Raw genomic sequence first — 24,913 nt, 5'->3', positions numbered from 1 at the left:
AAGAAACCGGATACCGCTCAACGGGGAGTCTCGCCTCTGCGCTCGCGATTGAGCACAAAGATCGTGCCGCCGATGATAAACAGGAAGAGCGCCACCAGCGCGGACATACCGCGGGCCGCCGCTCCTTCGGGCGTCAGGAATTCCGCTCCCAGCGTGATGACGCCGCACAGCAGCATGGTCACCGCCGCCACCCGGGCCACGGCCCGGCCTCCGCTGTCGGCCTTTTGAACGGCGACGAACTTTCTCTTCAACTCGTGGCGACGCTTCTCACGCATGGTCACAAACAAGGCCCGCACCTCTTCGCGTTTTTGCTCTGAGGCCGGAAAGAGCAGACCCACGCCGAAGTACACCAGCGCCGTGGCCAGGCCGTTACCGATGATGACCGCGGCCAGGCCCGCCCCCAGTCCGAACTTCAGCAGGACTGAGACGGCGATCCCTGCGCAGAAAGCGCCCATCGCAGCGCGCCCCCCGCCCACCGGCCAGAGCAGACCAAAAAGCAGCGGCATCAGCGCAGGCAGCGTCGTCATCCCAAGCACCATGACGAGAAACTGGAACGCCCCGCCCAAATCGCGGATCTTCATGGCCAGCGCCAGGCATAGCGTGCAAATGACGATCATCACCACGCGCCCCAAAAAGAGCTTCATGCGGTCACTGGTCAGGGAGAGGCGTTTTTTAAGCATGTCATGGATCACCACCTGCGACATCACGTTGAGGTCGGCGTTGACCGCCGTGATGGTCGCCCCGAGCAGGCCAAAGCACAGGATCGCCATCAGCCCCGAGGGCAGCACCTGCTGAGCCATCAGGATATAGGCGTACTCGGCCTTTTGCGGCGTATCCAGCCCCGGCAGCACCACCACCGCCGCCATCGCGGGGATGGCGATCAGCGGGAAAAGCAGGTAGTACGACACCCCGCTAATGATGGAAACGCGGCGGGCATCCTTGACGCCCGGCACGGCCACAAAGCGCTGCACCAGCGCCCAGTTGCCGTTCCAGGCAAAGAGGGCGACGATGGCCCAGGCCGCAATGAGCGGCACCCCAAAGCCCGTCTCGTCCGTGGCCAGCGACCAGTAACCCTCCGGCGCGTTGGCCACAAAGCCCTCCCAACCGCCAACCGCGTGCAGCGAGAGTCCCGCCACCACGGTCACAATCAGCGTCAACAGGATGGCCTGCACAGCGTCCGTCACCACCACGGCGAGGAAGCCGCCGCCCACGGTGGACAAAAGCGTAATGACCGCCGTGGTCACGGAGCCCTTGAGCAGGCTCACCCCCAGCATGGCCTCGAAGAGCACCGCCGTCACATAAAAGCGGTTGCCGCTCTCCATCACGCGCACCGGGATGCCCACCCACATGAAAAACTTCGCCGTGGCCGGGCTGAAGCGCTTTTGCAAAAACTCGATCACCGTCGCGCAGCCGCAGCTGCGCCAGCGTGCCGCAAAGATAAAATAGCCCGCAATAAAGACCGGTATCTGCGCCACGATCAGCAGGGCGTTGAGCAGACCGTGCCGATAGGCGATGGACGCGTTGGCGACGAAGACCGAAGCCGAAAATGCCGTCATGAAAAACGACAGCCCGCTGAACCAGAAGGATGTTCGCCCGTTGGCTCCGTAAAAGTCGTCGGAGCTCTTGATCATCCGGGTGAAGTACAGGCTTACGCCCACGAGCAGGGCTCCGTAGGCGGCCATCGGCCACCAGAAACTGGCATCAATCTCAAAGGAAGGCATGGAAGGGAAGACAGGGTTCAGGTAGTGTGAGGCCGCCGGGGCGGCCCGGCAAAGTTAATTCTGGGGTTGGTTGTTTCAGCGCACTTCAGCGTAAAACGACGGATTCGCGCCGGATCTCGTTCACGCCGCCCACGAGCGGCGTATCCTCGCCCGCCCACTGGAAGACGCCGTCCAGGCCGTCCGGCAGGCAAATCCGCCCACAGACACCTCCATCGGCAAAGGTGAGGTCCAGCTCGATATCCCCGCCGCCCTTCGACTTGGCCCGCCACGGCAAGCGGCAGCTCAACTGCGGGATGGGGCCGGGCAGCGGAGCGATCCGCACCGAGGCAAACCCGGAGCTGTCCGGACGGATGCCCGCGATGCTGGCGGCTGCGTGGAAAAGCGGATGCGCCGACCAGCCGTGGCAGTCGGAGCGGTTCGGCTCCGGCCCCTCGATCGGCGTACGCAGGCCGCGCGCCAGCAGTTCGCGCCAGGGTTGCAGGCGCTCGTGCAGCCAGTCGCTGCCGACTGCTGCGCAGGCTTCAAAGAAGTAGTGTGAAAAGTAATACGAGACCGGGGCCAATTCAGACCTTCCCTGCGCGACAGTTGCCCGCAGGTTTTCCAGCAGGCGGCCTTTGTTAACGGCGGTGTCCATCAGCCCGAGGACCGCCAAGACCTGGCTGTGCTCACTGAAAGCCTCCCGGCCGGGAGCATCCCGAAAAAGCCCCTTCCGCGCATCCCAGCAATCCGCCCGCACGGCCTCACCGGCGCGCTGCGCCAGCCGTAGCAGGTGCGCGGCGCGCAGTTCAGATCCGATCTCTGACTCGATGCGGGCTCCGGCCTGGAGCGCGAGCACGTAAAGCAGTTGCACCGGCGTGCTCCTGCCTTGGGCGTCGGCGGACGGCACACCGTTTGCCCACACCGGAGACCAATCGATAAACTGCCATCCGGGCAGGTTTTGCAGCCAGCCATCATCGCCCAGGCAGGACTCGAAAACATCCAGTACCCCGCGCACGCCAACGAGTTGGTCACGGACGAAATCCGGATCGTCACGCCACAGGCGGAAGTCGTCCACCATCAGCACCCAAAGCAGGCAGAAGCCGGGGATGACCTGCCCGAGCCGTGCCGGATAGCGGGACCAGCTCCAGCCCTTGCCTCCGTGCCGGGAGTCGTTAAAAAGCTGCACGGCCTTGCGGGCCAGCCGGTCGTCGGTATCGACGACGCGGTGCACGAGGATTTCCACCCGGGTATCCCCGGCGTACATGAGTTGTTCGAAGGCCGGGCAATCCGAATAGGTCTCATGGCAACTGTTGCGCAGACCACGCTCGCACAGCACAAGAACGGCGTTCAGCTCCGCGTCACCCGGCGCGGCAAAGCCTCCCCGCAAACGAGCCGGGAGCGGGTAACGCGTCCGCTCGCAGACCAGGCCCTCTAGCGTCAACGGCTCATCCGCCGTACGCACCCGCACCAGCAGGTAACGACCCGCCCGCCACCACGGAACGCGTAGGTATTCACTGCTGTTAGCGTCCGCGCCCGGCAGGAAGCTGTCCCCAAAACCGTAAAAACGTTTGCCGATCACTTCGTCGCGATGGCCCTTGTCGATGAGGAAATTATTGTTGTGCAAACAGGCGCGGTGGCCCAGCGATTCAGCCCAGGACACATCCACCAGCGCCCCGCGTCCGCCACGGGATTTTACACCGATATAAGCCGTTACAATATCCTCGGCATCCAGCAGCATTGACCATTCCCCGCCCGCTGCAAACGTCACCGACTCGCCCACGGCGAGAGCCCGCGCCCTGGGCATCGCCCCGGAGAGTGTCCAGGCTTGTGCCAGCGGCTCGTCCTCCTCCAACCAGTGCGCACACTCCATGCGCGGCACCCAATGCGTCCAGTCGGAACGCTCCTGCTCCGGCAACTCCGTGGCGTATAGCTGCCACTGGGTCGGGAGCCGTCCGTTGATCACGGGAGGCAACGCCTCGCCCAACCGGGAGGTCAGATTGCTATTTTCAGCAACTGCCAACGCCGGGGTCATCCCTTGTTCGGATGGATGTCCGCCGCTGCCAATCCGGTAGCTCGGGCCGATCATGTGCGCACCGGGCAACTTCCGCTCGGGCACGGTCTCTATGCCCCGTATAACTTCAGCGCTCCACGGGGCCGTCCCGGTCGTCAAAAGCGGATGTGCCTCCCCCTCGGCGGCCAGTAGCAAGCCCGGCCGCAAGGTGGTGTGGGCGTAGGGCGCGATCTGTCCGAGCCAGTACACACGCACCTCCAATCGGTAAGTCCCAGCAGGCAGAGCCCCCTCGTAACCGGCGAAATACCAGCGCGAACGCGTCCCGCAATCCGGCCCGGCCCCGACCATTTCCCCATCGACAAACAACTCGAAGCGCTGATCCGCCGTGACGTAAAAGCGGATGCTTCCACCCTTCCACACCAGCGTCAGCGAGTATTTTAAAAACAGGGGACGGTCCGGCTCAAACGCAGCGGGACCGATCCATTCAGCATCGCGAAGCGCACCCGGCAACACGGACACCGTACTGCGCCGAAATCGCAATGACGCTTCCGGCCTCGCTTCTTCTTTCACTGCTGCTTCCTTTTTCTGGGAGATAACCATCGATAATTTACACGAGTAAGCAATGGAGTATGAAAGTCAATCCCTATAGCGAAAATTCTTCGCGGGCTGACAGAGGAAAGCAAAGGATTGAGCACCGCCTAGGCGTTGACAAAATAACCTCATCCGTCACACAATCACCAAAAACTCGATCCAGCGAAATGTCCTCTTCCGGTCGGGGACGACTGGAGACCTCAGTAAACGCTCCCAGCAACAAAATCACAGATGCCGCCTTCGCAAAAGAACACACGAGTAACTATGGCGCAAATCGCGACCGCCGCCGGCGTGTCCCGCCCCACGGTGTCCTATGTCCTGAACGACACGGCCGCCGTCCGCCACCTCAAGCCTGAAACAGTCAAACGCATCCGTGAACTGGCCAAGCAGATGGGGTACTCCTCCAACGACGCGGCCCGCGCGATCAAGACCGGCAAGTCCCGCACACTGGCCTTCATCACCCCGCCGCTGCGCTGGGACTCGAACTTTGCCATCGTCTATGCCGCAGCCAATGAAGCCTTCAACCTCGGTTATCAAGTCAAGTACATCCCGCTGCGCGCCGACAAAAAAGGCGTCGAAGACTGCATCCGCATTTGCCAGGATTTTCTCATCCCCGCCGTCATCTGCCTGAACATCCCCCGGCAGCAACTGCTCAAGCTGGCCAAGGCCGCCAAGGCCGCCGGCATCCGCACCGCGCAGGTCGGTGACTGCTTTCCGGAGATCACGCCCGTCTCGATCCTGGCCGACCACCGCTCGGGTTGCGAAGAGGTCGTCACGCATTTATACGAACTCGGACACCGCCGCATCGCGCTCATGCTTAATTCGCGGGCCTACTCCTCGTCGGTCATGCGCTTCGAGGCTTTTCTCGACCAGATGAAAAAGCTGGGCATCGCCCCACCCCCGGAGCTGATCCTCGAAGGCCATTTCACCCCGGACGAGATTTCCCGAGAGACCCTGGCCCTGCTCAAGCTCGATCCCCGCCCCACGGCCATTATCTGCGACACCGATCCCTCGGCGCTGACCGTGCTGACCACCCTCCAACGTCAGGGGGTGCGCGTGCCCGAAGACATCTCGGTCACCGGTTTTGTGGATTTGCCGCTGGGACAGTTCACCGTCCCGAGCCTGACCAGCGTACACCTCCCGGTAGAAGAACTCGGCCAGCACGTCGTGCGACAGATGGTCGAGTGGTCCGAGACAGACAAACTCCCCACGGTGATTCCCCCACTGCCGGTCCGCGTCGTCGTGCGCGACTCCAGCGGCCCCTGCCCCAACTGAGCCATTTTAGCGGATTGGGATTTGACAATGCACGGCCCATCACTTACACGAGTAATCAAATGCTGACATTTGACCCTTTGGTCTCTGCAAAGAAGAAAAACCCACGTCTGTCCACGATGCCACCTAAGCTCCGTTCTGCACGACTGTTATCCCTGCTCGCGCTGGTGACACTGTCCCCGGTTCTGACGGCGGTCGCGGAGAAGCCAGCCCCCACCCTCAGCGACATTCCCTACCTGGGTGCGGAGCGTCCGGAAACGATGGACGCCTGGCTCCCGCCGGAGAGCTTTGCCCGCCCCATACCCGCCGTGCTGCTAATCCACGGCGGCGGCTGGGAAATCGGCGACAAGGCCGATGGACGCGAACGCAACATCGCCGCCACGCTCAGCGCCCACGGGTACGCCGTTTTTTCCATCAACTACCTGCTCGGCCACAAAACCAAAGATCCACAAACCGGAGCCAGTAAACGCGTCATCGCCTGGCCACAGAATTTCTACGACTGCAAGTCGGCCCTGCGCTACCTGCGCGCCAACGCCGGACGCTACGGCATCGACCCGGCGCGGATCGCGGTCATGGGCGGGTCCGCCGGTGGGCATCTGGCGCTGCTGGTAGGCGTCACCGCCGAGGCCGACGCGCTCAACCAGCATGGACTTTACACCGACCAAAGTAACGAGGTCGCGTGCATCGTGGACCTTTATGGCATTCACGACCTGAGGCAGTTCGGCCGGGCGCTTTTCGCCGGGAAGACCGACGGGGAAACCGAGCAGAACCTGACTGCGGCCTCGCCGGTCAGCTACTTTGAAACGGCGGATGTCCCGCCGGTACTCGTCATCCACGGGACCGCTGACCCGACTGTCCCGATCAGTGTCTCGCGTGACCTGGTCGCCCGCCTTCAGGCCGGAGGACACGAGGTCGAATACCTGGAGGTCAAGGGAGCCGGGCACAGCTTCCATCTCCAGCCCAGTCAGGCTGACCTTCGTCCCGTCGTGCTGGAGTTTCTCGACATTCACCTTCAAACGCCGGGCCACTAGATATTGCTCCAGCTCCGCCATTCACCCGGCGACAGGACTGCCGCGGCTGCATTTTTAACATTATCCTTCATTGCTTATGAAAAGCCCTTACCGCCAATTTCCCCGTCTGGGACTTCCGTTTCTATTCGCTCTGCTTGCGCTGACACAATCGCTGGCCGCTTCGCCCCCCGGGCAATCCGCTTCCTCCGGCTCCCGACTGACCCTGCCCAGCCTCTTTGCTTCCGGAATGGTGCTGCAACGTGATCATCCCATCATGCTCTGGGGCGAAGCAGCCGGGACTGGAGCCGACACGGTGACGGCTTCTCTCAACGGCCATCGCGCCCAGGGCCAGGTCCGCGACGGAAGCTGGAGCCTCACCCTGCCCGCCCTGCCTGCCGGGGGGCCGTACGCGCTCGACATTTCCTGTGGTGAGGCTTCGCAAAAATTGACGGACATCTACATCGGCGATGTCTGGGTCCTCGCTGGCCAGTCCAATATGAGCTTTTCCCTCCGCGGTGCCACCGATCTGAGCCTGCTCGACTCACTGTCCGGCCACGGCGTCATCCGCGCCTTTCAGCAGGATATGGCCGGCAGCGACACCCCACTCTCCGATCCCGTGAAAGGTGCCTGGGTGACCGAACGCGGCTCGAACACATCCTTCTGGAGCGCGATCGGCTACGCCTTCGCCCGCGCCGTCCAGGTCCACACCGGCGTTCCCATCGGCCTCATCCACACGGCAATCCCCGGTACGAGTATCTCGTCCTGGGTTCCCAACGACACCTTCGAGCATAGCCCGGTCTTCGCCCCCTGGCGCAAGCAATGGCAGGCGATCCTCGACAACCCCGAGCACGAACAGGCACGCTATGAGGCAGTCTGCGCGGCCTGGGAAAAAGAAGCTGCCGCCGCTGCGGCCAAGGGAAAACCTGCACCGCCTCAAAGCCTGACCATGCGCTTCGGCCCCCGCGGCCCTGAGAACCCGCGCCGCCCCTGTGCGTTCTTTAACGCCCGGGTCGCCCCCTTCACCCGGCTCGCCATCGCGGGCATCATCTATTATCAGGGTGAGAACGAAGCCACTCCCGCCTTCACCTCTTACTACGCCGACGCGCTGCGTTCCATGATCACTGAATGGCGGCAGTGCTGGCACGCCTCCGTGCCCTTTGTGCTCATCCAGCTCTCCGGCTTTGGCAAGGAGGATGCCCAAGCCACCTGGCCGCTCATCCGGGAGGCCCAGAGCGAAGTGGCCGATTCGGTGCCGGACGTGCTGCTGATTCCCTCCATTGATCTCGGCGACCCCGCGGATATCCATCCGACACGTAAGGTCGCTCTCGGCCTGCGAGCGGGCGAGTTAACCCTCGGGCGTTTTTACTCGTACCCCGGTGCGCCCTCAGCCGTCCCTCAAGCCACCAGCGCAACCCTCGACGGGGACGACATCGTCATAGCTTTCAAACATGTCTCAGGCTCTCTCGGAGCGGCGAATTCCCCCGCGCGCTACTTCGAGATCCAACAGCAAAACGGCTCATGGATTCCGGCAAAAAAAGTGCTCGTCCAGGGCGATAAGGTACGGCTTTCCGGCAGCGCCTCGGCAAAGCCCAAGGCGGTGCGCTACCTGTGGGTCAACTGGCCCGCCGACAACGCCGACCTGCTCTTCGACGGCGATCTCCCGGTCCCGCCGTTTCAAATAGAGATCGGGCGTTAATTTACAGCCGTTCAAGTAAAATCGTAGCCTGTATTGAGGTGCCAGGGAGTTCCCCTTGAGCTGTGCTGAAGTCTTGTTCAAGCCACCCGCCGGTGGCCGGGGAAAGACTCACTTCAAAGTCGCCGTGAAATGGTAACGCCCCGAGCCGACACGGAAAACGTCGCGGTCGCCTTCGCGCCTGAGCCATTGGACTCCGCCATCCGCCTCAGGAGCGTGACCGCTCTCGCGCACTGAATCCGACCCTGCTGAGGGCACGTAAAGGAACGCGCTCGTATTTGCGGGCACTTCAACATCCCAGTCGAAAACATCATCCTCGACCCGCCACGAGCTGAGAATCTCTCCGTAAGGGCTGTGGTGCGTCACCCGCACCCACTCCAGCGAGCCGTAGCCATAGGGTTTCAGGATAAAGCTGCGAAACCCCGGCTCGTCAGGCAAGGGCTGAAGGCCGCCCGCCGCCTCGTAAAACCATGCGACAAACCCGGCCTGCATGGGATGGTTCTGGGAACCGCCCGCCAGCCGTTGCCCCGGTTTGCGGCGATCCCGGGACAGGGATTCCGGCCAGGTCGTCGATCCGTTTTCGAGCATATAACCGTAGCTGGGATAGGTCGTCTGACGTAGCAGTTTCACCGCCAGGTCATCACTTTCTCCCCGGGACAGCTCCGTGAAGAGTGAGCGCGCCCCCAGAATCCCGGCATAGTAGTAGCCCTTCCGGTTGACTTCGCGGGCGAGCGCGGCGGCGCACGCCTCACGACCGCCCTGCGGATACAGCCCCATGCGCAACGCAAGCGCGTTGGCCGTCTGCGTGGCGTAGCCGCCGGTGTCCTTTTGCCAGTACTCGTCGATCAGGGCCGTTTTCATCGTCTCGGCCAGGCGGGCGAAGTCAGCCGCATCCTCGCCATAGTTCAGTTCCTCGGCCAGCCACGCCATGATCTCTGCCGTATAAAAGTGATAGGCGCTGGAGGTAAACTCCACCGGCGTATCGTAGTTGCGGGCAGAGCCGGGCGGGCACCAGTCGCCGAAGCCATCCGTGACAAAGCCGTCCTGCTTCAGCCCCTCCACATATTCGACCCAGCGCTTCATCTCCGGGTAGTGGCGCTCGGCCAGGCTGATGTCTCCCCGATAGAGGTACTGGTACCACGGGACCAGCACGACCGCGGCTCCCCAGTCGGGCCGCGCCTGGCTGATATAGCGCTTGCCCGTGGCGACATTGGTCGGGATGCCGGGGCTGGCTGACGTGCCGTGATAGGTGCGTACGCCGCGCCCGAGGTTGCTCACGACATCGCGGTTGAATTTACGAAAAAGCTCGTCCATCCGCAGCGAGTACAACGCAGCCTCACCGAGCGCGTGCACATCACCCAGCCAGACACATTTCTCACGAGTCGGGCAGTCCTCGATCAGCCCGTGCAGGCTGTTCTGAATCGTCAGCACGGAGGTGGCGTATATCCGGTTCAGCAGTTCGTCGGAGCTGGTGAAGGTGCCCGCCGGTTCGGCCGCCGTGGCCACCTGCACGGCCTCGAACATGCCCGGCTCCGGCTTTCCCTTTAACCCATCCACCACGGCGTAGCGGAAACCGTGGTACATGAAGCGCGGCTCCCACACCTCCTCCTGTCCGTTGGAAATATATACGCACTCCTGCGCAAAGCCCAGCGGATGAAATCCTGTCGAGCCGGGGTCGATGTCGTCGCCCTCCTTCATCAGCATTTCCCCCACCCGGATGGACACCCGTTGGCCCTCCTCGCCCTGCATGCGCACGCGCACCCAACCGGCGATATTTTTCCCGAAATCCAGAATCCAGGTGCCGTCCCGACCCGGCTGGATCGAGACAGGCTCCAGTGTCGCCAGACGGCGGATCGGAGGGACGTCATCGGCAATCAGCCGCTCCGGCAGCTGTTCGCTACGGAATACAATCGGCGACCAGTCGGCGGCATCGTAGCCGGGTTGACTCCAGCCCGGCTTTTCCAACCGGGCGTCGTAGGTCTCTCCCCAATACACGTTATCAAAAACGACCGGGCTCTGCGCGGCCAGCCAATGCCGGTCGCTCCTCACCGATTCGCTCGTGCCGTCCGTATATTCCACCCGCAGCAGTACTCGCGCCATCGGCGGCCCGTAGGCCAGGCCCTTGCCCCGTGACCAGACCAGACTCTGTCCCCAGAAGCCGCTGCCCAGCCAGAGGCCTATCACGTTATCCCCGGTCCGTAGCCGCTCCGTGAGGTCGTAGGCGACGTAGTGCGCCTCGCGGTCATAAGTCGTCGCGGTCGGACTCAGGACGTTATCGCCGAGCCGTTCCCCGTTGAGGTAAAACTCGTGGTAACCGAGCCCGGCCACATAGGCTGTCGCCCGGGAAACCTTTTTCTCCGGCACGGAAAACTCGCGCCTCATGAGCGGGGACACATAGCTGAGGTGAGGACCGGCATTACCGCCGTCCTTTGCGATTTTCTCAACGATCTGCGACTCGGGATGATAGCTGCGGGCATAGGCCGAGCGGTCCACCCCCGGTGCCGTCTCATCCCAGGTGATCCAGGCCGCCCGCTGCCAGTCCGCCTCGCCTGGCAGGCCCCGCTCAAAGCTTTCCGGCGCGGACCAATCGCTTTCCTCACCAAAGTTATCCTTCACCCGCACCTTCCAGTGCCCGCGCTGCATCGGCGCAAGAGGCGCCCCCTCATAGCGCACGTAAAGGCTCTGGTCGGATGAAACCCAACCGGAGTCCCATAGGTCGCCCTCGCCCTTTGCCAACCGCTCCGGCGAACTCGCCACCACCACGCGGTACGCCTCCTGCGTCACCCCGCGCCGGTCGGACTTCAGCTCCCACGACAGCGAAGGCGCAGGCGTGTCGATCAACGCATGCGGCAAGCCGCTACAACGCAGCTCACCGACCTCCAGCGCGGCAACGCTTTCTGCCGCCAGGTAAAAAAACGTAAGGGTAACGAACGAAAGGGTAACGAACGAAAGGGTAAGAAAACTCTTTTTCATGAAAACACTTCTGCGGGGTGGCTGATTGTGGGTCTCTCGCTCGCCCCGGAAAAGCGGTAACAGCGGACACCACGAAACGAGCGTGTGGATAAATGCGGCGTCTCGCCGCATTTATTTTCGCATAAAAAATCCCGCAGGACCTGCCTGCTGCCGCGCAGCCTGACGCATTTCCGGCGGGGATGAATGAAAGGCAGAGCGGAGGGAGCCTGCCGGATTGGGCAAGCCCCCATCGCCCGCAAGCTATCGGGAACGGCGACGCAGCAGCCAGAGCCCGATCAGCGTTGAAAGACCGAACAGAAATGCGGATTCCGACGGCTCGGGAACAGCGGTCACGACTTCAAAGCCGCTGATCGAGGCCGTAAAGTCATTGCTCCCGGTGGCGAGGTAATTGACCGTGCCAATGGACAGATACGGGATCGCGGTATCAAAGTCCGTCGAGTTGATATAGGTCCACACGTCCCCGGAGCGGCTGGTGCCACCGGCGGAGAAGGTCGTCCCGCCGACCGTCATCTCCCAGCCGTCAGCGTTCAAGCTCAGCGAGAGGCTCGTAGGCAGCGAGCTCAGGGAATAGGTGTAGCCCTTGACCAGCCCGCCCGCGCCCTTGTCATTAAGACTCAGCGTGTAACTGCCGGAACTGGTCCGCTCCAGGCGCAGAAAAACACCCGGGATTGCGCCGCGCGGGAACGCATCAATGCCCGCACCGATCATGATGAACAAATCCCCGCCCGTACCGGTGAAGGAGATGTCCGAGACGCTCACCGTAAAGCCTTCATCGAAGAAGTTATAGACATCATGTCCGTTGAGGCTGACAGCACCGGTCTGCGTCTTGGCCGTATAAATCTTTGACTGGGCAAAACCGATACTGCCGGAATTGAACGTGATCTTTCCGTCCGACAGGCTGGGCACAACACCGTCGCCGCTTTTCATTCCGGTCAGGTTGGGGTTCAGCGTCGAACCGCTGAAATCTTCGTTCCACAGGATCGTCTGAGCAGAAAGCGAACCACCAAGCAACAGACATGCAGCCACTTGGAAGGCCCGGCGAATCAAGATATGGGTATTCATGAGCATAAGGATTGAGGTTGAATGAAGCAATCAAAGCGCAAGCCCAGCATTAAGAGGCCTGCGATTGTTAATTTACACGAGTAAGCCATTTTCCCGGCTTGTCAACGTTTATTACAAGGCTCTTCTGTGTGAGCCTCACCTATCAGCATGAACTAAGCTAACGGGACACTAAACGCGTCTGGTGCTGTACCGCGGGTGCCGGATAACGAAGCAGCAGCCCTGAGTCGTATCGGGCAGCAGTTCGACCGTCGCACCGAGGCGCTGGCACATTTTACGGACGATGTACAGTCCCAGCCCGCTTGACTGTTCACCGCCCGTGGGGCGCGAGGAAAGCGGACTGAACTTCTGGAAAAGCTGCTCGCGCTCTTCCTCGGCGATGCCCATCCCCTCGTCTCGCACCCGCAGTTCGCAGGCACCGTCAGGCAGCACGGCGGTTTCGATGCGCACTTGAGAGCCGCGCGGGGAGTATTTGATCGCGTTGCTGACCAGGTTATTCAGACAGATGGCCAACCACTTGCCGCGGGTGAGTACTTCTTGCTCCGCCGCCGGGTCCAGCCGGGTAACCAGGTCGATGTCCTTGGCGGCGGCCTGGACCCGGAAACGATCCCGGACCTCTTCAGCCAATCGATTCCAGACGCAGGGTTCCAGTTCGACCGGGCCGTGAAAACTCTCAATCGAGCTGATGTCGAGAATATCACCGATGAGTTCCTGCATATGCAGGCTGCATTTTTCGATGTCCTTCAAAAACTCCAGCGAACGCCCAGGCGCCTTGGCCAGATCATCTTCCAGCAGCACGCAGAGACCGAGGATACTGCCAAGCGGGCTGCGCAAATCGTGCGCGACAATCCCCAGAAACTCGTCCTTTTCCCGATTCAGGGCCGAGAGTGCGACGTTCGCCTCTTCCAGCTCGTTAGCGGTTCGTTGCAGTTCGCGCTTCTGGTGCTCGATTTCGCGGTTCTTGGTAGAAAGCTCTTCGTTGCGCGCCCGGAGACGTTTCTGGTGGAGACTGACAGCTGACAGGCACATCCAGGAAACAAGTGCCGTAATGACGACTGCCAGCAGGACGTTCAGCAGCAGGTTCTTGCGCAGCGGGGAAAGCAGCTCATCCTCTGATTGCTCAACCATGAGGTACCAATTGAGCTCGGGAACCCAGCGGCTGTTGACAAAGAAGGTTTTCCCGTCGCGCTCGTAGCTCATCCGGGTTTCCTCACGGGTCTGCAACAGCTCCGACGCCCGTCCGCTCAATCCCGGAATTTCAGAAAGATTGCCGTACGATGAGAGATCGCTCGCCGCCGGACGCAGGACGATTTCCCCCTCACCGCTGACAAAGAAGATCTCCCGGTTAAAGCGGGCTTCGTAATCTTTGATCAGGGCGTTGACTCGGTTGACAGTGAGCCCCGTGCCTGCCGAGCCGATGAAGTTATTGTCATAATCGTACACACGGTAGTTCACGAAGACCGTCAGCGCGTCGTGATTCGCCATGTCGATGTCCACATTGATCTCGAAAGGCTGCTCCATCTCGCGCACGCGATAGTACCACACGTCGCGCGGCTCGTCCTCCGCCACTTGCTTCAGGACGCCTCCCCAATAGTAGTAATTACGGCTTTTCTCGGAAACAAAGAAACTCGCGACTGTGCCGTATTCGCGGCGGATTTCCTCCAGGTAGCGCTGCATCTGGCCCACGTTGTTCTCGCCCGCGAGCGTCCAGTCCCGCAAAAAGGCATCGTTGGCCATCATCGAGGAAATGAAAATAGGGCGCAGCAGGTCCCGCTGGATGACGGAGTAAATATTATCCGAAGTCAGCGGCAGGGAACTTTCGGTAATCGTCTCACGGACATTTGCGCGAGACACATAAAAGCTGCTGATGCTGTTCGCGAGGAATCCGGCCAGGAGCATCAGGCAGACAATCCACACCAGACGGTAGCGTGCGATCCGATTCACAACCCTTTCACATGGAGGAAACCCCGCAAAATTTCAATGCGCATCTACGATTTCCCGCTAAAAACGCCGAAAGCAGCGTATAAGAAGCGCCGAGGCCTCGTCTTCCCCCACCCGCAACGCAGGCGATCGGGCTATTCCGCCACTCATCGGTCAGCTTCATCCGGCGATGCCAGCGAGAGCCGTATCCGCACCAGCCGGACAAGCGTTCGGCGGGTTATCAGCGAGCGCGAGGGCTTCAGGACCAGACACGGCGTCGCCGCCAGGAGGCCTTCGGTAGCCCCCACTGACGCCTCTCTGCTCGGATCGAGCAGCATCAGATCCCAACCCTCGGGCGGAGGATGCCCCACATCCCCGGCCTCAGCCCCGAGACTTTGAAGATTGCGTATGACCGCCGCCTCCCGTTGCCCGCCCTCCAGCGAGACACCGATACGTAGTCCGCGCAGACTCTCCCCCAACGCTTGCGCGGCCCCACAGGGCGTATCATTGATGATCGGTAAATGGATGCGAAAGCACGTCCCCTTCCCTGACGCGCCCGTATCGACCTCCACAGAGCCCCCCATCGCCTCGGTCACTTTTTTAACAATGCTCAACCCGAGTCCGGAGCCCTCTCTGAGCTTGGCCTGCGGCGAGCGCACAAACGGCTCGAACAAACGCTCCCGAATATCTTCCGAAATCCCCGGCCCGCTGTCCTCCACGCTCAGGCAAAGCCAGCCCTTGGCATCCTTGCCCGCTCGAAGATTCACAAACCCTTCATCGGTGAACTTAATGGCGTTCCCACCGAGGTTGAAGAGAATCTGACGCAGCCTCTCAGGGTCCCCGCGCAAAGAAGCGCAATCCGAGGATTCCAGGCTGGCGGTCAAGGCCAGCCCCTTACGGTGCGCAGGAATAAACAGCAGGTTGGCCACCTGGTCGAAAACATCGTCCAACACGAATACATTATCTCGCAACTCCATGCGACCCGACTCAATACGGTTGAGGTCGAGCAGGTCGTCAATGAGCAGCAGCAGCGAATCCCCGGCGTTGTTGATGTGCTCCAGATGCTCGCGCTTTTCTTCGTCCTTCTCACTGTCCAGCATGACTTCAGACAGGCCCAGAATCGCATTCAAAGGCGTACGTAAGTCGTGCGTCACGCTGGCCAGAAACTGTGCCTTGACCTGATTCGCGCGTTCGGCCGCCACCTTGGCCTCGTACAACTCCGCCTCGGTCCGTCGTCGAATCTCGACTTCGCGGCGGAGTCGTCCGTTCAGCCGCCACACTGGCAGGAGAATCCCAAAGGCGATCAGGGCCACCGCCAGCATGACCCCGGAAGTCCACAAGGCCCAGGTGTAATCGGTTGGCGGATTCGGGTCATAGAGAAACGGTTCCAGCCTGGGGAGATCCTTCAGCATGCCCAATTCCTGATAGGTCTCGGCAATATGTTGCCAGCGCCCCGCGTACATGTAACCCACCGGAATGATCTCCGGGTGCATGAGCTGGCGCATCTTGTCCGCCTCGAACAGCAGCGCTTCCCGGCTTTTACGGCTCTGGTATTTTTCGAGGATGAGATCCACCATCTCTTCCGGGTGATCGAGCGCGTATTGCCAGCCTTCAATCGTCGCCTCGTAAAAAGCCCGAACCCGTTCCGGATGCTGCCGTAATTCGGACTGAGTGGTAAAAAACAGGTCGCCGTAAAAATCGACTCCTCCTGAACGCGGTGAAAAGGTCGAATAGGGGACATTTTCACGCGTCAGGGTAAACTCCTCGTCGGTGGCATAGGCTGACATCGCGTCCACAGTGCCGTCGAGTAAGTCATGTGCACTGAATGAGTGAGGCAGCACAACAAGGCTCTCCATCGGCACCTGCTCACGCGCCAGATAGGCATATAGCTCCGCCGCCTGGGGCTCCATCATGATACGTTTCCCAGCCAACTGGCTCACATCCGAAATCCCCGAGTCCAGTGTAGCCAGAAAGACATAGGGCGAGTGCTGAAACACCACCCCGAGCGCGACCAACGGCTCACCGTTGGCATAATCCAATAAAATTTCGGGGGTACCTACGCCATATTCAGCCCCACCCCCCAGCACACGCTTGGCCGGGTCCAGTTCCGGCTGCCCCTCGATGAGTTCAACTTCCAGCCCCCGCCGAGCATAAAATCCCTTTTCCACCGCCGCGTAGTAGCCCGCGAACTGGAACTGATGAAGCCACTTCAACTGAACGCGTATCGGCACAGGCGATAACGATCCATCCGTCTGAGCCCCCAACCCTGGCATCCCCGTCCCAATGGAACCGATAATCAATAATAGCCCGATCCATTGGCGAACCCCCATATAAGCCCATAGATTACAACAAATCAGCTGTGCTTGCCAATAACGAATCTTAGCTCAGCCCAAACCAGCCTGCCATCACAGTACCTTTCCTATACTTTTAACACCAAAACAACGATGGTGCCCGGGGCGGGACTCGAACCCGCACGCCCTTACGGGCAAGGGATTTTAAGTCCCCAGTGTCTACCATTCCACCACCCGGGCTGGATAGAGCAAGGAAGCTCAGGGAATTTTTGAGATGAACGCAAGAGCGCAAAACGTCCTGTATCGAAAAAAGCCAAGGGACTGGCGCGAAAATAGACTTCGACACTCCACTAGATAAGGGCGGCACGGATAAAATCCAATGCATCACAAGGAAGCGCCCGGGCTTAGTAAAAAAAATGTATAGGGACACTGAAATAGTTTTACGAATAACCACTATTAGATTCTATTGTCCCCAACCATGGACCGCCGTTCATTCATCCAAACCAGCGCGACCGCTTTCGGTGCCACGCTACTGGGCTCAAATAAATCCCCGGCTTCGACCACTCCCGGTACGCAGTCGGCCTCCACCCTGGGGACGCTCCCTTCCCAGCCTAACATCGTTCTTTTCATCAGCGACCAGCAACGGCCGACCATGCACTTCCCTGAAGGCTGGGAGGAAGAGAACCTTCCCACCATGACCCGGTTGAAAAACAACGGGCTGAATTTCAACCGCGCCTACTGCGCCACGGCCATGTGTTCGCCCAGCCGCAGCGCCTTGTTCACCGGGCTGTACCCGGCGCAAAACGGCGTCGAACAGACCCTGAGCTTTTTCACCTGCGACGGCTCGACTGATCCCAGCGGCACTCCCTGCTGCGAACTCTCCCAGGCGGAAGTCGAACTGAGCCCGAACATCCCCACCCTCGCCACCGTACTGCGAACGGCGGGCTACCGCTGCTTTTTCAAGGGCAAATGGCACCTGACCAAACCTGATCCGGCGACAGAGGATTCTCTGCTGCCCTATGGCTTTGAGGACTGGGACCCGCCGGACGCAGGGGGCGACACCGCCCCGGAGAACGCCGCTCGCGGGCCAAACCAGAACGACGCCCGCTACGTCAGCGACGCTCTCGACTTTATCAACACCTACAACGACCCCGCGCCGTTTCTGCTGGTCGTCTCACTGGTTAACCCGCACGACGTGCTCGGCTACCCGAGCAACTTTGAAGCCTTTGACTATTCGGTGGATTATTTGTCCGGTGACATCCCCCCGCCCGTCAACAGTGAGGAAAACCTGGCCAACGAGCAAATCAACTACCAGGTGACGGTAAACGGTGTCAGCCTGCCAGCCACGCTTTTGCCCAGTAGCAAGCCCTCCGCCCACATCAGCTTCAAGTACTCCTCCATCGGCCTTGGCCCCCTCAATACCGAGGAAAAGCAGTACAACTACATCAACTTCTACGCCAACCTCATCAAGCTGGTTGACAGCCAGTTCGGCGAAATCCTCTCGGCCATGGATGCCCGTGGCTTCACGGACAACAGCCTCGTCCTCCGGCTGGCCGACCACGGCGAGCATGGTATCGCCCACGGTGGCCTGCGCCAGAAATCGTTCACGATGTACGAGGAAGCGCTGCGCGTGCCGCTCATCATCTCCAACCCGCAGCTCTATCAGGGCGCGTTCGAAACCGACAGCCTCTTCTCGCTCATCGACATGGTGCCGACCCTGGCCACGCTGGCCGGTGTGCCCAACCTCAGCCAGTTCAAGTTCCGGGGCACCGACATGTCGCCGGTCATTCAGAATCCGGAGGCAACTCCGCCGCAGACCGAGCTGCTTTTCACCTACGACGACATCCGCTGCGGACAGTGCCTCACGCAGGTCATCCCTCCCCCGAACCGTCTGCGCGCGCTCTTCACCGACCGCTACAAGTACTGCCGTTATTTCGACGGCGACGGTGTCGAGCCCGAGCAGTACGAGATGTACGACCTGCAAGCCGACCCCTTCGAGATGGAGAATCTGGCTGACCCGGACCACCCGCGCTACGAGCTCTATAGCGCGGAGCGCACGGTCATGAGCGATAAGCTGGCTCTGGCCGAGCAGATCAAGCTCGCCCCGCTGCCGACGGAAACGCCCATGGTCGTCATCAACGACAACTCCGGCTCGCTCACCCTCAGTTGGGAGGCAGAGGCCTCGGTCAACTACCAGGTACAAGCCTCGGAAGATCTGGAAACCTGGGAGGATGTCGGCGAGCTTCTAAGCACCCCGACCGCAGACACCCTGACGGTCAATGTGACCTGGCTCTTCGATACTTACCGCACAAACGACACCATGTTCTTCCGTCTCAGAATGCCGTAGGTGCTTTCCTGGCCACGGGTTGAGGACAAGCTTCGACCAGCAAGGTCAAAACGAAAATTTCAGAGGCTTTGCCCACGCGGCAAAGCCTCTTTCTTTGTCATAAATACAATCCGCCTCAACCTTGAGCCGGCCTACATACCGCCCATACTTTGCAGAAAAATAAACTGGTCCATCAGCTTTTCCGAAGAGGACTGGTAGAGCTTGAACCGGTCTGCGGATGTTTTCCCAACGGCGGCTTTCAGGAAGGCGAGGTACGGCGGCATGAAGCGGTCGAAAGCCTCGATGTGAGGCAGATGACCGACCCCGTCCAACTCGACCAGCACGGACTCGGGAATGGCTTCCGCGGCCTCGCGTCCGAGCCTTGGGTAGTTACCGAGTTGCTTGCGCAGTTCCGGTGACGCTCGATCCTTGCCGAGCGCGGTCGTGTCGCGCTGACCGATAATCAGCAGCACCGGCACCTCAAGCTCTTCCAACTCGTAGATAACCGGCTGCGTAAAAATCATATCGTAGGTCAGGGCCTGATCCCACGCCATGGTGGCATAGCCTGGGCTTTTGATAAACTCGGCCAGTTCCTCCACCCACGGGTCATACGCGGTCTTCCATTGACCATCATAATAGGAGTCCAGTTGGTAGGCGCGGATTTTATCCGGCGTCTTGTTCAACTCAGACTGGTACCACTCGTCGATACTCCGGTACGGTACCCCTTTGGCCTTCCAGTCTTCGAGGCCAATCGGGTTGAGCAAGGTCAGGCTCTGCGTCTGCTGCGGGTACATCAGCGCGTAACGCACGGCGAGCATGCCGCCCATTGAGTGCCCGAGCATGTTGGCCGAGTCCACACCGATGGATTCGAGCAGTCCGTGCGTGTTTTGAGCCAGTTGCTGAAAACTGAACTGGTAATGCCCCGGCTTGCTGGAGCGGCCGAAGCCGATCTGGTCCGGCATCACCACCCGGTAGCCTGCCTTGACCAGTTCCTTCGCGGTCTGCGCGAAGTACGAACCGGAAAAATTCTTGCCGTGCAGGAGTACGACCGTGCCCAGCGGCACGCCCTCGGGCTTCACGTCCATGTAAACCATTTCCAGCTCCTGTCCCTGACTGGTAAAGGAGTAGGTCCCGGTCGTAAACGGAGGTTTCACGCCCTCCAGGCGGATGCCCGGCGCGGCAGCTCCGGCCTGGCAAAGGGCGAACAAAAGCGAAAACAGGATAAGATAACGCATGCGTCAATATGCCAGGACGCGGGAAAATTTCAACCCGGCAAACGTATTCACGGGTCCGGCTCTGATCGCATCGACTCAGTCCGACTCGTTCAGGACCAGTTCGAGCAGGCCGGGAAAACGTTCGTCAAACTCTTCCCCTCGCAGCGAAGACAGGCACTTGGTCCCGGCCACGCGGGTGCGGATAAGTCCGGCCTCCCGCAGTGTTTCGAAGTGGTGCGAGACCGTGGCTTTGCTCAACTGTAGTGAAATCTCATTACATGCGATCTCACCCGACTCCGATTCCACCACAGCCCGCAGGATGGCCATCCGCGCCGGGTCGGCCAGCGCCTGCATGGCCGTGGTCAGGCTCACCTCTTCGAGGTCGGGGTGGTTATAGGCTTTCATCGCGCTCACGGATACTATTATCAGCACATTGTTCGACAAAGATCAAACTTTTCATTTGACGGAGGGCTAAATGCGGTTATGTTCGAATTCAATCGAACAATGAAAACGTCTCACCCAACCGCGCTTTTCCAGCCTCTTCAACTCGGAGCGATCACGCTCCCCAATCGCGTCATCATGGCGCCCCTCACCCGCTGCCGTGCCAGCGAAGGCCGCATCCCGAACGACCTCATGGTCGAGTACTACCGCCAGCGTGCCGGGGCGGGCCTGATCATTACCGAGGCCACATCGGTCGATCCGATGGGTGTCGGCTACCCGGACACACCCGGTATCTGGAGCCCTGAGCAGACCGAAGCTTGGAAAAAAATCACTCAAGCCGTACACGATGCGGGCGGACGGATTTTTATGCAGTTGTGGCACGTGGGGCGCATCTCCGATCCGATCTACCTGAACGGCCAACTGCCCGTCGCTCCGAGCGCGATCAAGCCCAAGGGCCATGTCAGCCTGGTCCGACCAATGAAGGGCTTCGAGACGCCGCGCGCGCTCGAAACCAGCGAAATCCCCGCCATCGTCGAAGCCTACCGCCGTGGAGCCGAGAACGCCCGGCAGGCTGGATTCGATGGGGTAGAAATCCACGGGGCCAACGGCTACCTGCTTGACCAGTTCCTGCAAGATAGCACCAATCAGCGCACGGACGAGTATGGCGGCCCAATCGAGAACCGCGCCCGTCTTATGCTGGAGGTCGTGGACGCCGTGGTTTCCGTCTGGGGCGCGGACCGCGTGGGCCTGCATCTGGCTCCTCGTGGCGACACGCACGACATGGGCGACTCTGACCTGAAGGCAACCTTCAGCTACGTCGCGCGCGAGACCGGGAAGCGCGGCCTCGCCTTCCTCTTCACCCGCGAATCTCAGGCCGAGCCGCGCCTGAGCCCGTTGATGAAAAAGCTTTTCGGCGGCCCGATGGTTGCCAATCAGGAGCTTGATCTGGCCACTGCAGAAGATCTCATCGCCAAGGGCGACGCCGACGCAGTTGCCTGGGGCAAGCTCTTTATCGCCAACCCGGACCTGCCCGCCCGCCTCGCCGCCGGAGCCGCCCTCAACGAGCCCAAGCCCGATACCTTCTACGCCAAGGGGCCGGTCGGCTACACCGACTACCCCGCATTGACCGAGAGCTGAGGGCCAACGATTCCAGCTCGCACGCCTATCCGCTGGCGAACAACGCTGTATCCATATTTCATGACGGCCGGGAATTTCCCGGCCGTCATTTTTTTACCATCTCAGGTGCGCCGTTAACCGGCATAACATTGATGTTAAATCACCTGTCGCGGGCTAGGCGCAAACCACTTGTAGAGCGCCGGGATGACGAGCAGCGTCAGCACGGTCGAAGAGAGCAAGCCGCCGATCACGACCAGTGCCAGGGGCCGCTGAACCTCGCTCCCGGTGCCCGTAGCCAGCAGCAGCGGCAGCAGACCCAGCAGCGTCGTGCCCGCCGTCATCAGGACCGGACGCACGCGCAGGCACGCGCCTTCCACACTGGCCGCGTCGATCCCCCTGCCCTCGCGCACGAGTTGGTTCAGGTAGGTCACGAGCACCATCCCGTTGCCCAGCGCGATCCCGAACAGCGCGATAAAACCGATGCTCGACGGCACGGAGAGATTTTCCCCCGCCAGCCAGAGTCCGGCCACACCGCCGACCAGTGCCAGCGGGATGTTGAGCAGGATCAGCACAGTGTTTTTAATCGAACCGAAGGACATGTAGATCAACAGCGCGATCAGCGCCAGCGTGACCGGCACAACCACGGACAGCCGACGGTTCGCCTCCTGCTGGAGTTCGTATTGGCCGCCCCATGATACCAGGTAGCCCGAGGGCAGCTCGACCTGCGCCTCGATGGCCGCCTGCGCCTCCTCGACAAAGCCGCCGATGTCCCGTCCGACGACGTTGGCCTGGATTTCCTGATAGCGCTGGTTGTTCTCGCGGATGATCTGGCGCGGGCCGACGATTTCCTCAATCGTCGCCACCTCTTCGAGCGGGATGAGCGCGCCGTCGGAGGTCTGCACAATCAGGTGCGACAAATCCTCCACCGTGTCGCGGGCATCCTCACGGTAGCGCACCATAATGTCAAAACGCCGCACGCCTTCGTAGATCTGCCCCGCTCCGACACCGCCGACAGCGGCCTCGATCAGCTCCTGCACTTCGGAGAGATTCAGGCCGTGCCGGGCGATGGCCTCACGGTCCGGGCGGATGACGATCTGCGGCGCGCCGATGACCTGTCCGGCCTGCACATCGACCGCGCCATTAACACCGCTGACGACGGCGGCGATTTCATCGCCTTTTTCCTTGAGCACGCCGAGATCCGGGCCGAAGAGCTTGATCGCGAGTTGCGCCTTGGAGCCGCCGATCAGTTCATCAACTGAAAGCTGGATCGGCTGCGTGATATTGACCTGTACGCCGGGCATACCATCCAGCGCCTCGCGCATGGCGTTTTCAATATCCGTCTGCGTGAAGCCCGCTCGCCATTCGTTCTTGGGCCGGAGTACGACCATCATGTGAACGGTGTTGATCGGGTCGGCGTGGGCACCGACTTCGCCGCGACCGATGCGCGAGATGGCTTGCTCGATCTCGGGGATTTTCAGCAGGCGTTTTTCCGCAATCAGGGTATTACGCATGGTCTCATTGAGAGAGACCGATGGGGCCATCGTGAGGTTGGCAATGATGTCGCCCTCCATCAGGCGCGGTGTGAATTCCGAGCCGAGCTTCGGGAATATCCACACCCCCGCCGCCAGCAACACCAGCGACAGCAGCACCGCCAGCGCGCGGACTTTTACGAACAACGATACCACCGGGCGGTAAACCGCCACCAGCAGGCGCACGACCCAGATTTCCGCGTCTGCTTGCGAAGCCTTGTCCGCATTTCCCGCGGACTTTTTCTCACGGGGCTTGCGCATGAAGAGCACCGAGTAAACTGGCGCGGCGACCAGCGCATAGACCAGCGAACCGAACATCGCCAGTGCCACCGTGTAGGCCAGCGGACGGAACATTTTCCCTTCCACTCCTTGCAGCGTAAACAGCGGGATAAACACGAGCACCACGATGAGGATGGCGAACGTGATCGGCTGCGCCACCTCTGCACAGGCGCGGGAAATGACGTGAATCCTCGACTCATCCGGACCGGAGCGGCGCAAGAGACGGTCCGAGTTCTCCACCATGACGATTGTGCCGTCCACCATCATGCCGATGGCGATAGCCAGTCCCCCGAGCGACATGAGGTTGGCAGAGATGCCAAAGTAATACATCGCCACCGCCGCGAACAGGACCGAAAATGGTATCGAAATCGCCACTACAAGGCTGGCCCGAAAACCACCGATGAAGACGAGAAGGATCAAGACAACCAGCCCGACGCCCTGGACCAAAGCGCTCGTCACGGTGTTCACGGCCGACTGGACGAGGGTTTTCTGCTGGTAGTAGGCATCGATGATGACGCCCTCCGGCAGCGCCTTTTCGATCTCGGCCAGCTTTTTCTCCACCGCGTCAATCACGGTGGAGGAGTTCGTGCCGTAGAGCTTGATGACCATACCGGAGACGACTTCGCCCTCGCCGTTACGGGTCTGCATGCCCTGGCGGATTTCGCCCCCGATCTCGACCTTGGCGACATCCTCCAGGTAAACCGGCGTGCCGTCCTCGTGCGCGACGACGATCCGCTCCAAGTCGCGAATGCCCCCGGCCAACCCCTCCGAGCGGACGATGAACATCTCGCCGTTACGTTCGATAAACTGCCCCCCGACATTCTGGTTGTTGGCCTCGACGCTTGCGATGACCTCGCTCAGGCTCAGGTTGTAGCGCAGGAGAGCGTCCGGATCTATATTGACCTGGAACTGCTTCACCTGCCCGCCGATGCCGAGCACCTCGGTCACACCGGGCACGGTCTGGAGGTTATACTTGACCACCCAGTCCTGAATGCCCCGCAACTCCTCCAGCGTGTAAGTGCCGGTGGTGTCAATCAGGTTGTAGTAAAGGACGAGGCCCTGCCCCGTCGAGATGGGGCCCATCTTCGGCTCGCCAAAGCCGTCGTGGATCGATTCGCGGGCCTCGGAGAGTCGCTCTCCCACCAGTTGCCGCGCGAAGTAGATATCTGTCCCGTCCTTGAAGTAGATGCTGACCACGGACAGACCGAAGTTAGAAATCGAGCGGATCTCCTCCACATCGGGCAGGCCGCTCATGGCAGCCTCCACCGGGAAGGTGACAAATTTCTCCACTTCCTCCGGCCCCAGCCCCGAGGTAACGGTAAAGACCTGCACCAGCGCGGGCGAGACATCCGGAAATGCGTCCACGGGGAGCTTCTGGTAGCTCCAGTAACCGCCAGCCATCACGGCCAGCGTGAAAAGCACCACGACCAGCTTGTTCCGCAGGGCGGTGTCGATGAGTTTATGCAACATCGTTGGTTCCTCCTTGCG

At 60.8% G+C, this 24,913-nt stretch carries 14 protein-coding genes and 1 tRNA gene; 5 read left to right on the top strand and 10 right to left on the bottom strand.

The features are described 5' to 3' along the window. Positions 1 to 17 precede the first annotated feature (17 nt). Positions 18 to 1,721: a sodium:solute symporter family protein gene (locus H5P28_RS06790; RefSeq protein ID WP_185674951.1), complete on the bottom strand. Its 1,704-nt coding sequence runs from the start codon at positions 1,719 to 1,721 to the stop codon at positions 18 to 20. Positions 1,722 to 1,806: 85 nt separating this feature from the next. Then, the gene (locus H5P28_RS06785; RefSeq protein ID WP_185674950.1) at positions 1,807 to 4,281 is read right to left on the bottom strand and encodes an alpha-L-rhamnosidase-related protein; all 2,475 of its coding nucleotides are present in this window, start codon (positions 4,279 to 4,281) and stop codon (positions 1,807 to 1,809) included. Between the two features lie 285 nt (positions 4,282 to 4,566). On the opposite strand from H5P28_RS06785, the gene H5P28_RS06780 reads away from it, so the two are divergent. The 3 genes from H5P28_RS06780 (at position 4,567) to H5P28_RS06770 (ending at position 8,280) form a co-directional block, all read left to right on the top strand. After that, the gene (locus H5P28_RS06780; protein WP_185674949.1) at positions 4,567 to 5,577 is read left to right on the top strand and encodes a LacI family DNA-binding transcriptional regulator; all 1,011 of its coding nucleotides are present in this window, start codon (positions 4,567 to 4,569) and stop codon (positions 5,575 to 5,577) included. A gap of 116 nt (positions 5,578 to 5,693) precedes the next feature. Next, the gene (locus tag H5P28_RS06775; protein WP_185674948.1) at positions 5,694 to 6,605 is read left to right on the top strand and encodes an alpha/beta hydrolase; all 912 of its coding nucleotides are present in this window, start codon (positions 5,694 to 5,696) and stop codon (positions 6,603 to 6,605) included. A gap of 76 nt (positions 6,606 to 6,681) precedes the next feature. Next, a complete protein-coding gene (locus H5P28_RS06770; RefSeq protein WP_185674947.1) occupies positions 6,682 to 8,280 on the top strand; it encodes a sialate O-acetylesterase in 1,599 nt (532 codons plus the stop codon). 108 nt (positions 8,281 to 8,388) lie between these two features. Here H5P28_RS06770 and H5P28_RS06765 read toward each other — a convergent pair whose 3' ends face one another. The 5 genes from H5P28_RS06765 to H5P28_RS06745 all read right to left on the bottom strand — a co-directional run bounded on the left by H5P28_RS06765 (position 8,389) and on the right by H5P28_RS06745 (position 16,760). Next, the gene (locus H5P28_RS06765; RefSeq protein WP_185674946.1) at positions 8,389 to 11,250 is read right to left on the bottom strand and encodes an alpha-L-rhamnosidase; all 2,862 of its coding nucleotides are present in this window, start codon (positions 11,248 to 11,250) and stop codon (positions 8,389 to 8,391) included. Between the two features lie 240 nt (positions 11,251 to 11,490). Continuing rightward, on the bottom strand, positions 11,491 to 12,312 hold the full coding sequence (locus H5P28_RS06760; RefSeq protein ID WP_185674945.1) for a hypothetical protein: 822 nt from the start codon (positions 12,310 to 12,312) through the stop codon (positions 11,491 to 11,493). A gap of 168 nt (positions 12,313 to 12,480) precedes the next feature. Then, positions 12,481 to 14,253, bottom strand: coding sequence for an ATP-binding protein (locus H5P28_RS06755; protein ID WP_185674944.1), 1,773 nt, complete (start codon positions 14,251 to 14,253; stop codon positions 12,481 to 12,483). Positions 14,254 to 14,396: 143 nt separating this feature from the next. Beyond that, positions 14,397 to 16,460, bottom strand: a complete 2,064-nt coding sequence (locus tag H5P28_RS06750; RefSeq protein ID WP_185674943.1) for an ABC transporter substrate-binding protein — start codon at positions 16,458 to 16,460, stop codon at positions 14,397 to 14,399. Positions 16,461 to 16,674: 214 nt separating this feature from the next. After that, positions 16,675 to 16,760 (bottom strand) — tRNA-Leu (locus H5P28_RS06745). Between the two features lie 238 nt (positions 16,761 to 16,998). Between H5P28_RS06745 and H5P28_RS06740 the strand changes: the two genes are divergently transcribed. Beyond that, positions 16,999 to 18,867 carry a sulfatase family protein gene (locus H5P28_RS06740; RefSeq protein WP_185674942.1) on the top strand — a complete coding sequence of 623 codons (1,869 nt, stop codon included), beginning with the start codon at positions 16,999 to 17,001 and terminating at the stop codon, positions 18,865 to 18,867. 131 nt (positions 18,868 to 18,998) lie between these two features. Here the strand turns inward: H5P28_RS06740 and H5P28_RS06735 are convergent, their stop codons facing one another. Together H5P28_RS06735 and H5P28_RS06730 are read right to left on the bottom strand one after the other, a co-directional pair. Further along, the gene (locus H5P28_RS06735; RefSeq protein ID WP_185674941.1) at positions 18,999 to 20,081 is read right to left on the bottom strand and encodes an alpha/beta fold hydrolase; all 1,083 of its coding nucleotides are present in this window, start codon (positions 20,079 to 20,081) and stop codon (positions 18,999 to 19,001) included. A 75-nt stretch (positions 20,082 to 20,156) separates the two neighbouring features. Then, positions 20,157 to 20,465 (bottom strand): ArsR/SmtB family transcription factor, encoded by a 309-nt coding sequence (locus H5P28_RS06730; protein WP_185674940.1) that lies wholly within the window; start codon positions 20,463 to 20,465, stop codon positions 20,157 to 20,159. 99 nt (positions 20,466 to 20,564) lie between these two features. Between H5P28_RS06730 and H5P28_RS06725 the strand changes: the two genes are divergently transcribed. Further along, a complete protein-coding gene (locus H5P28_RS06725; RefSeq protein WP_185674939.1) occupies positions 20,565 to 21,638 on the top strand; it encodes an alkene reductase in 1,074 nt (357 codons plus the stop codon). Between the two features lie 134 nt (positions 21,639 to 21,772). On the opposite strand, the gene H5P28_RS06720 is transcribed toward H5P28_RS06725, so the two are convergent. Further along, complete coding sequence (locus H5P28_RS06720; RefSeq protein ID WP_221773374.1) at positions 21,773 to 24,895, bottom strand: efflux RND transporter permease subunit; 3,123 nt, start codon at positions 24,893 to 24,895, stop codon at positions 21,773 to 21,775. Between the last annotated feature and the right edge of the window lie 18 nt (positions 24,896 to 24,913).

Source organism: Ruficoccus amylovorans (assembly GCF_014230085.1).
GTDB lineage: Bacteria > Verrucomicrobiota > Verrucomicrobiia > Opitutales > Cerasicoccaceae > Ruficoccus > Ruficoccus amylovorans.
This window is presented reverse-complemented; position numbering and strand designations above follow the sequence as displayed.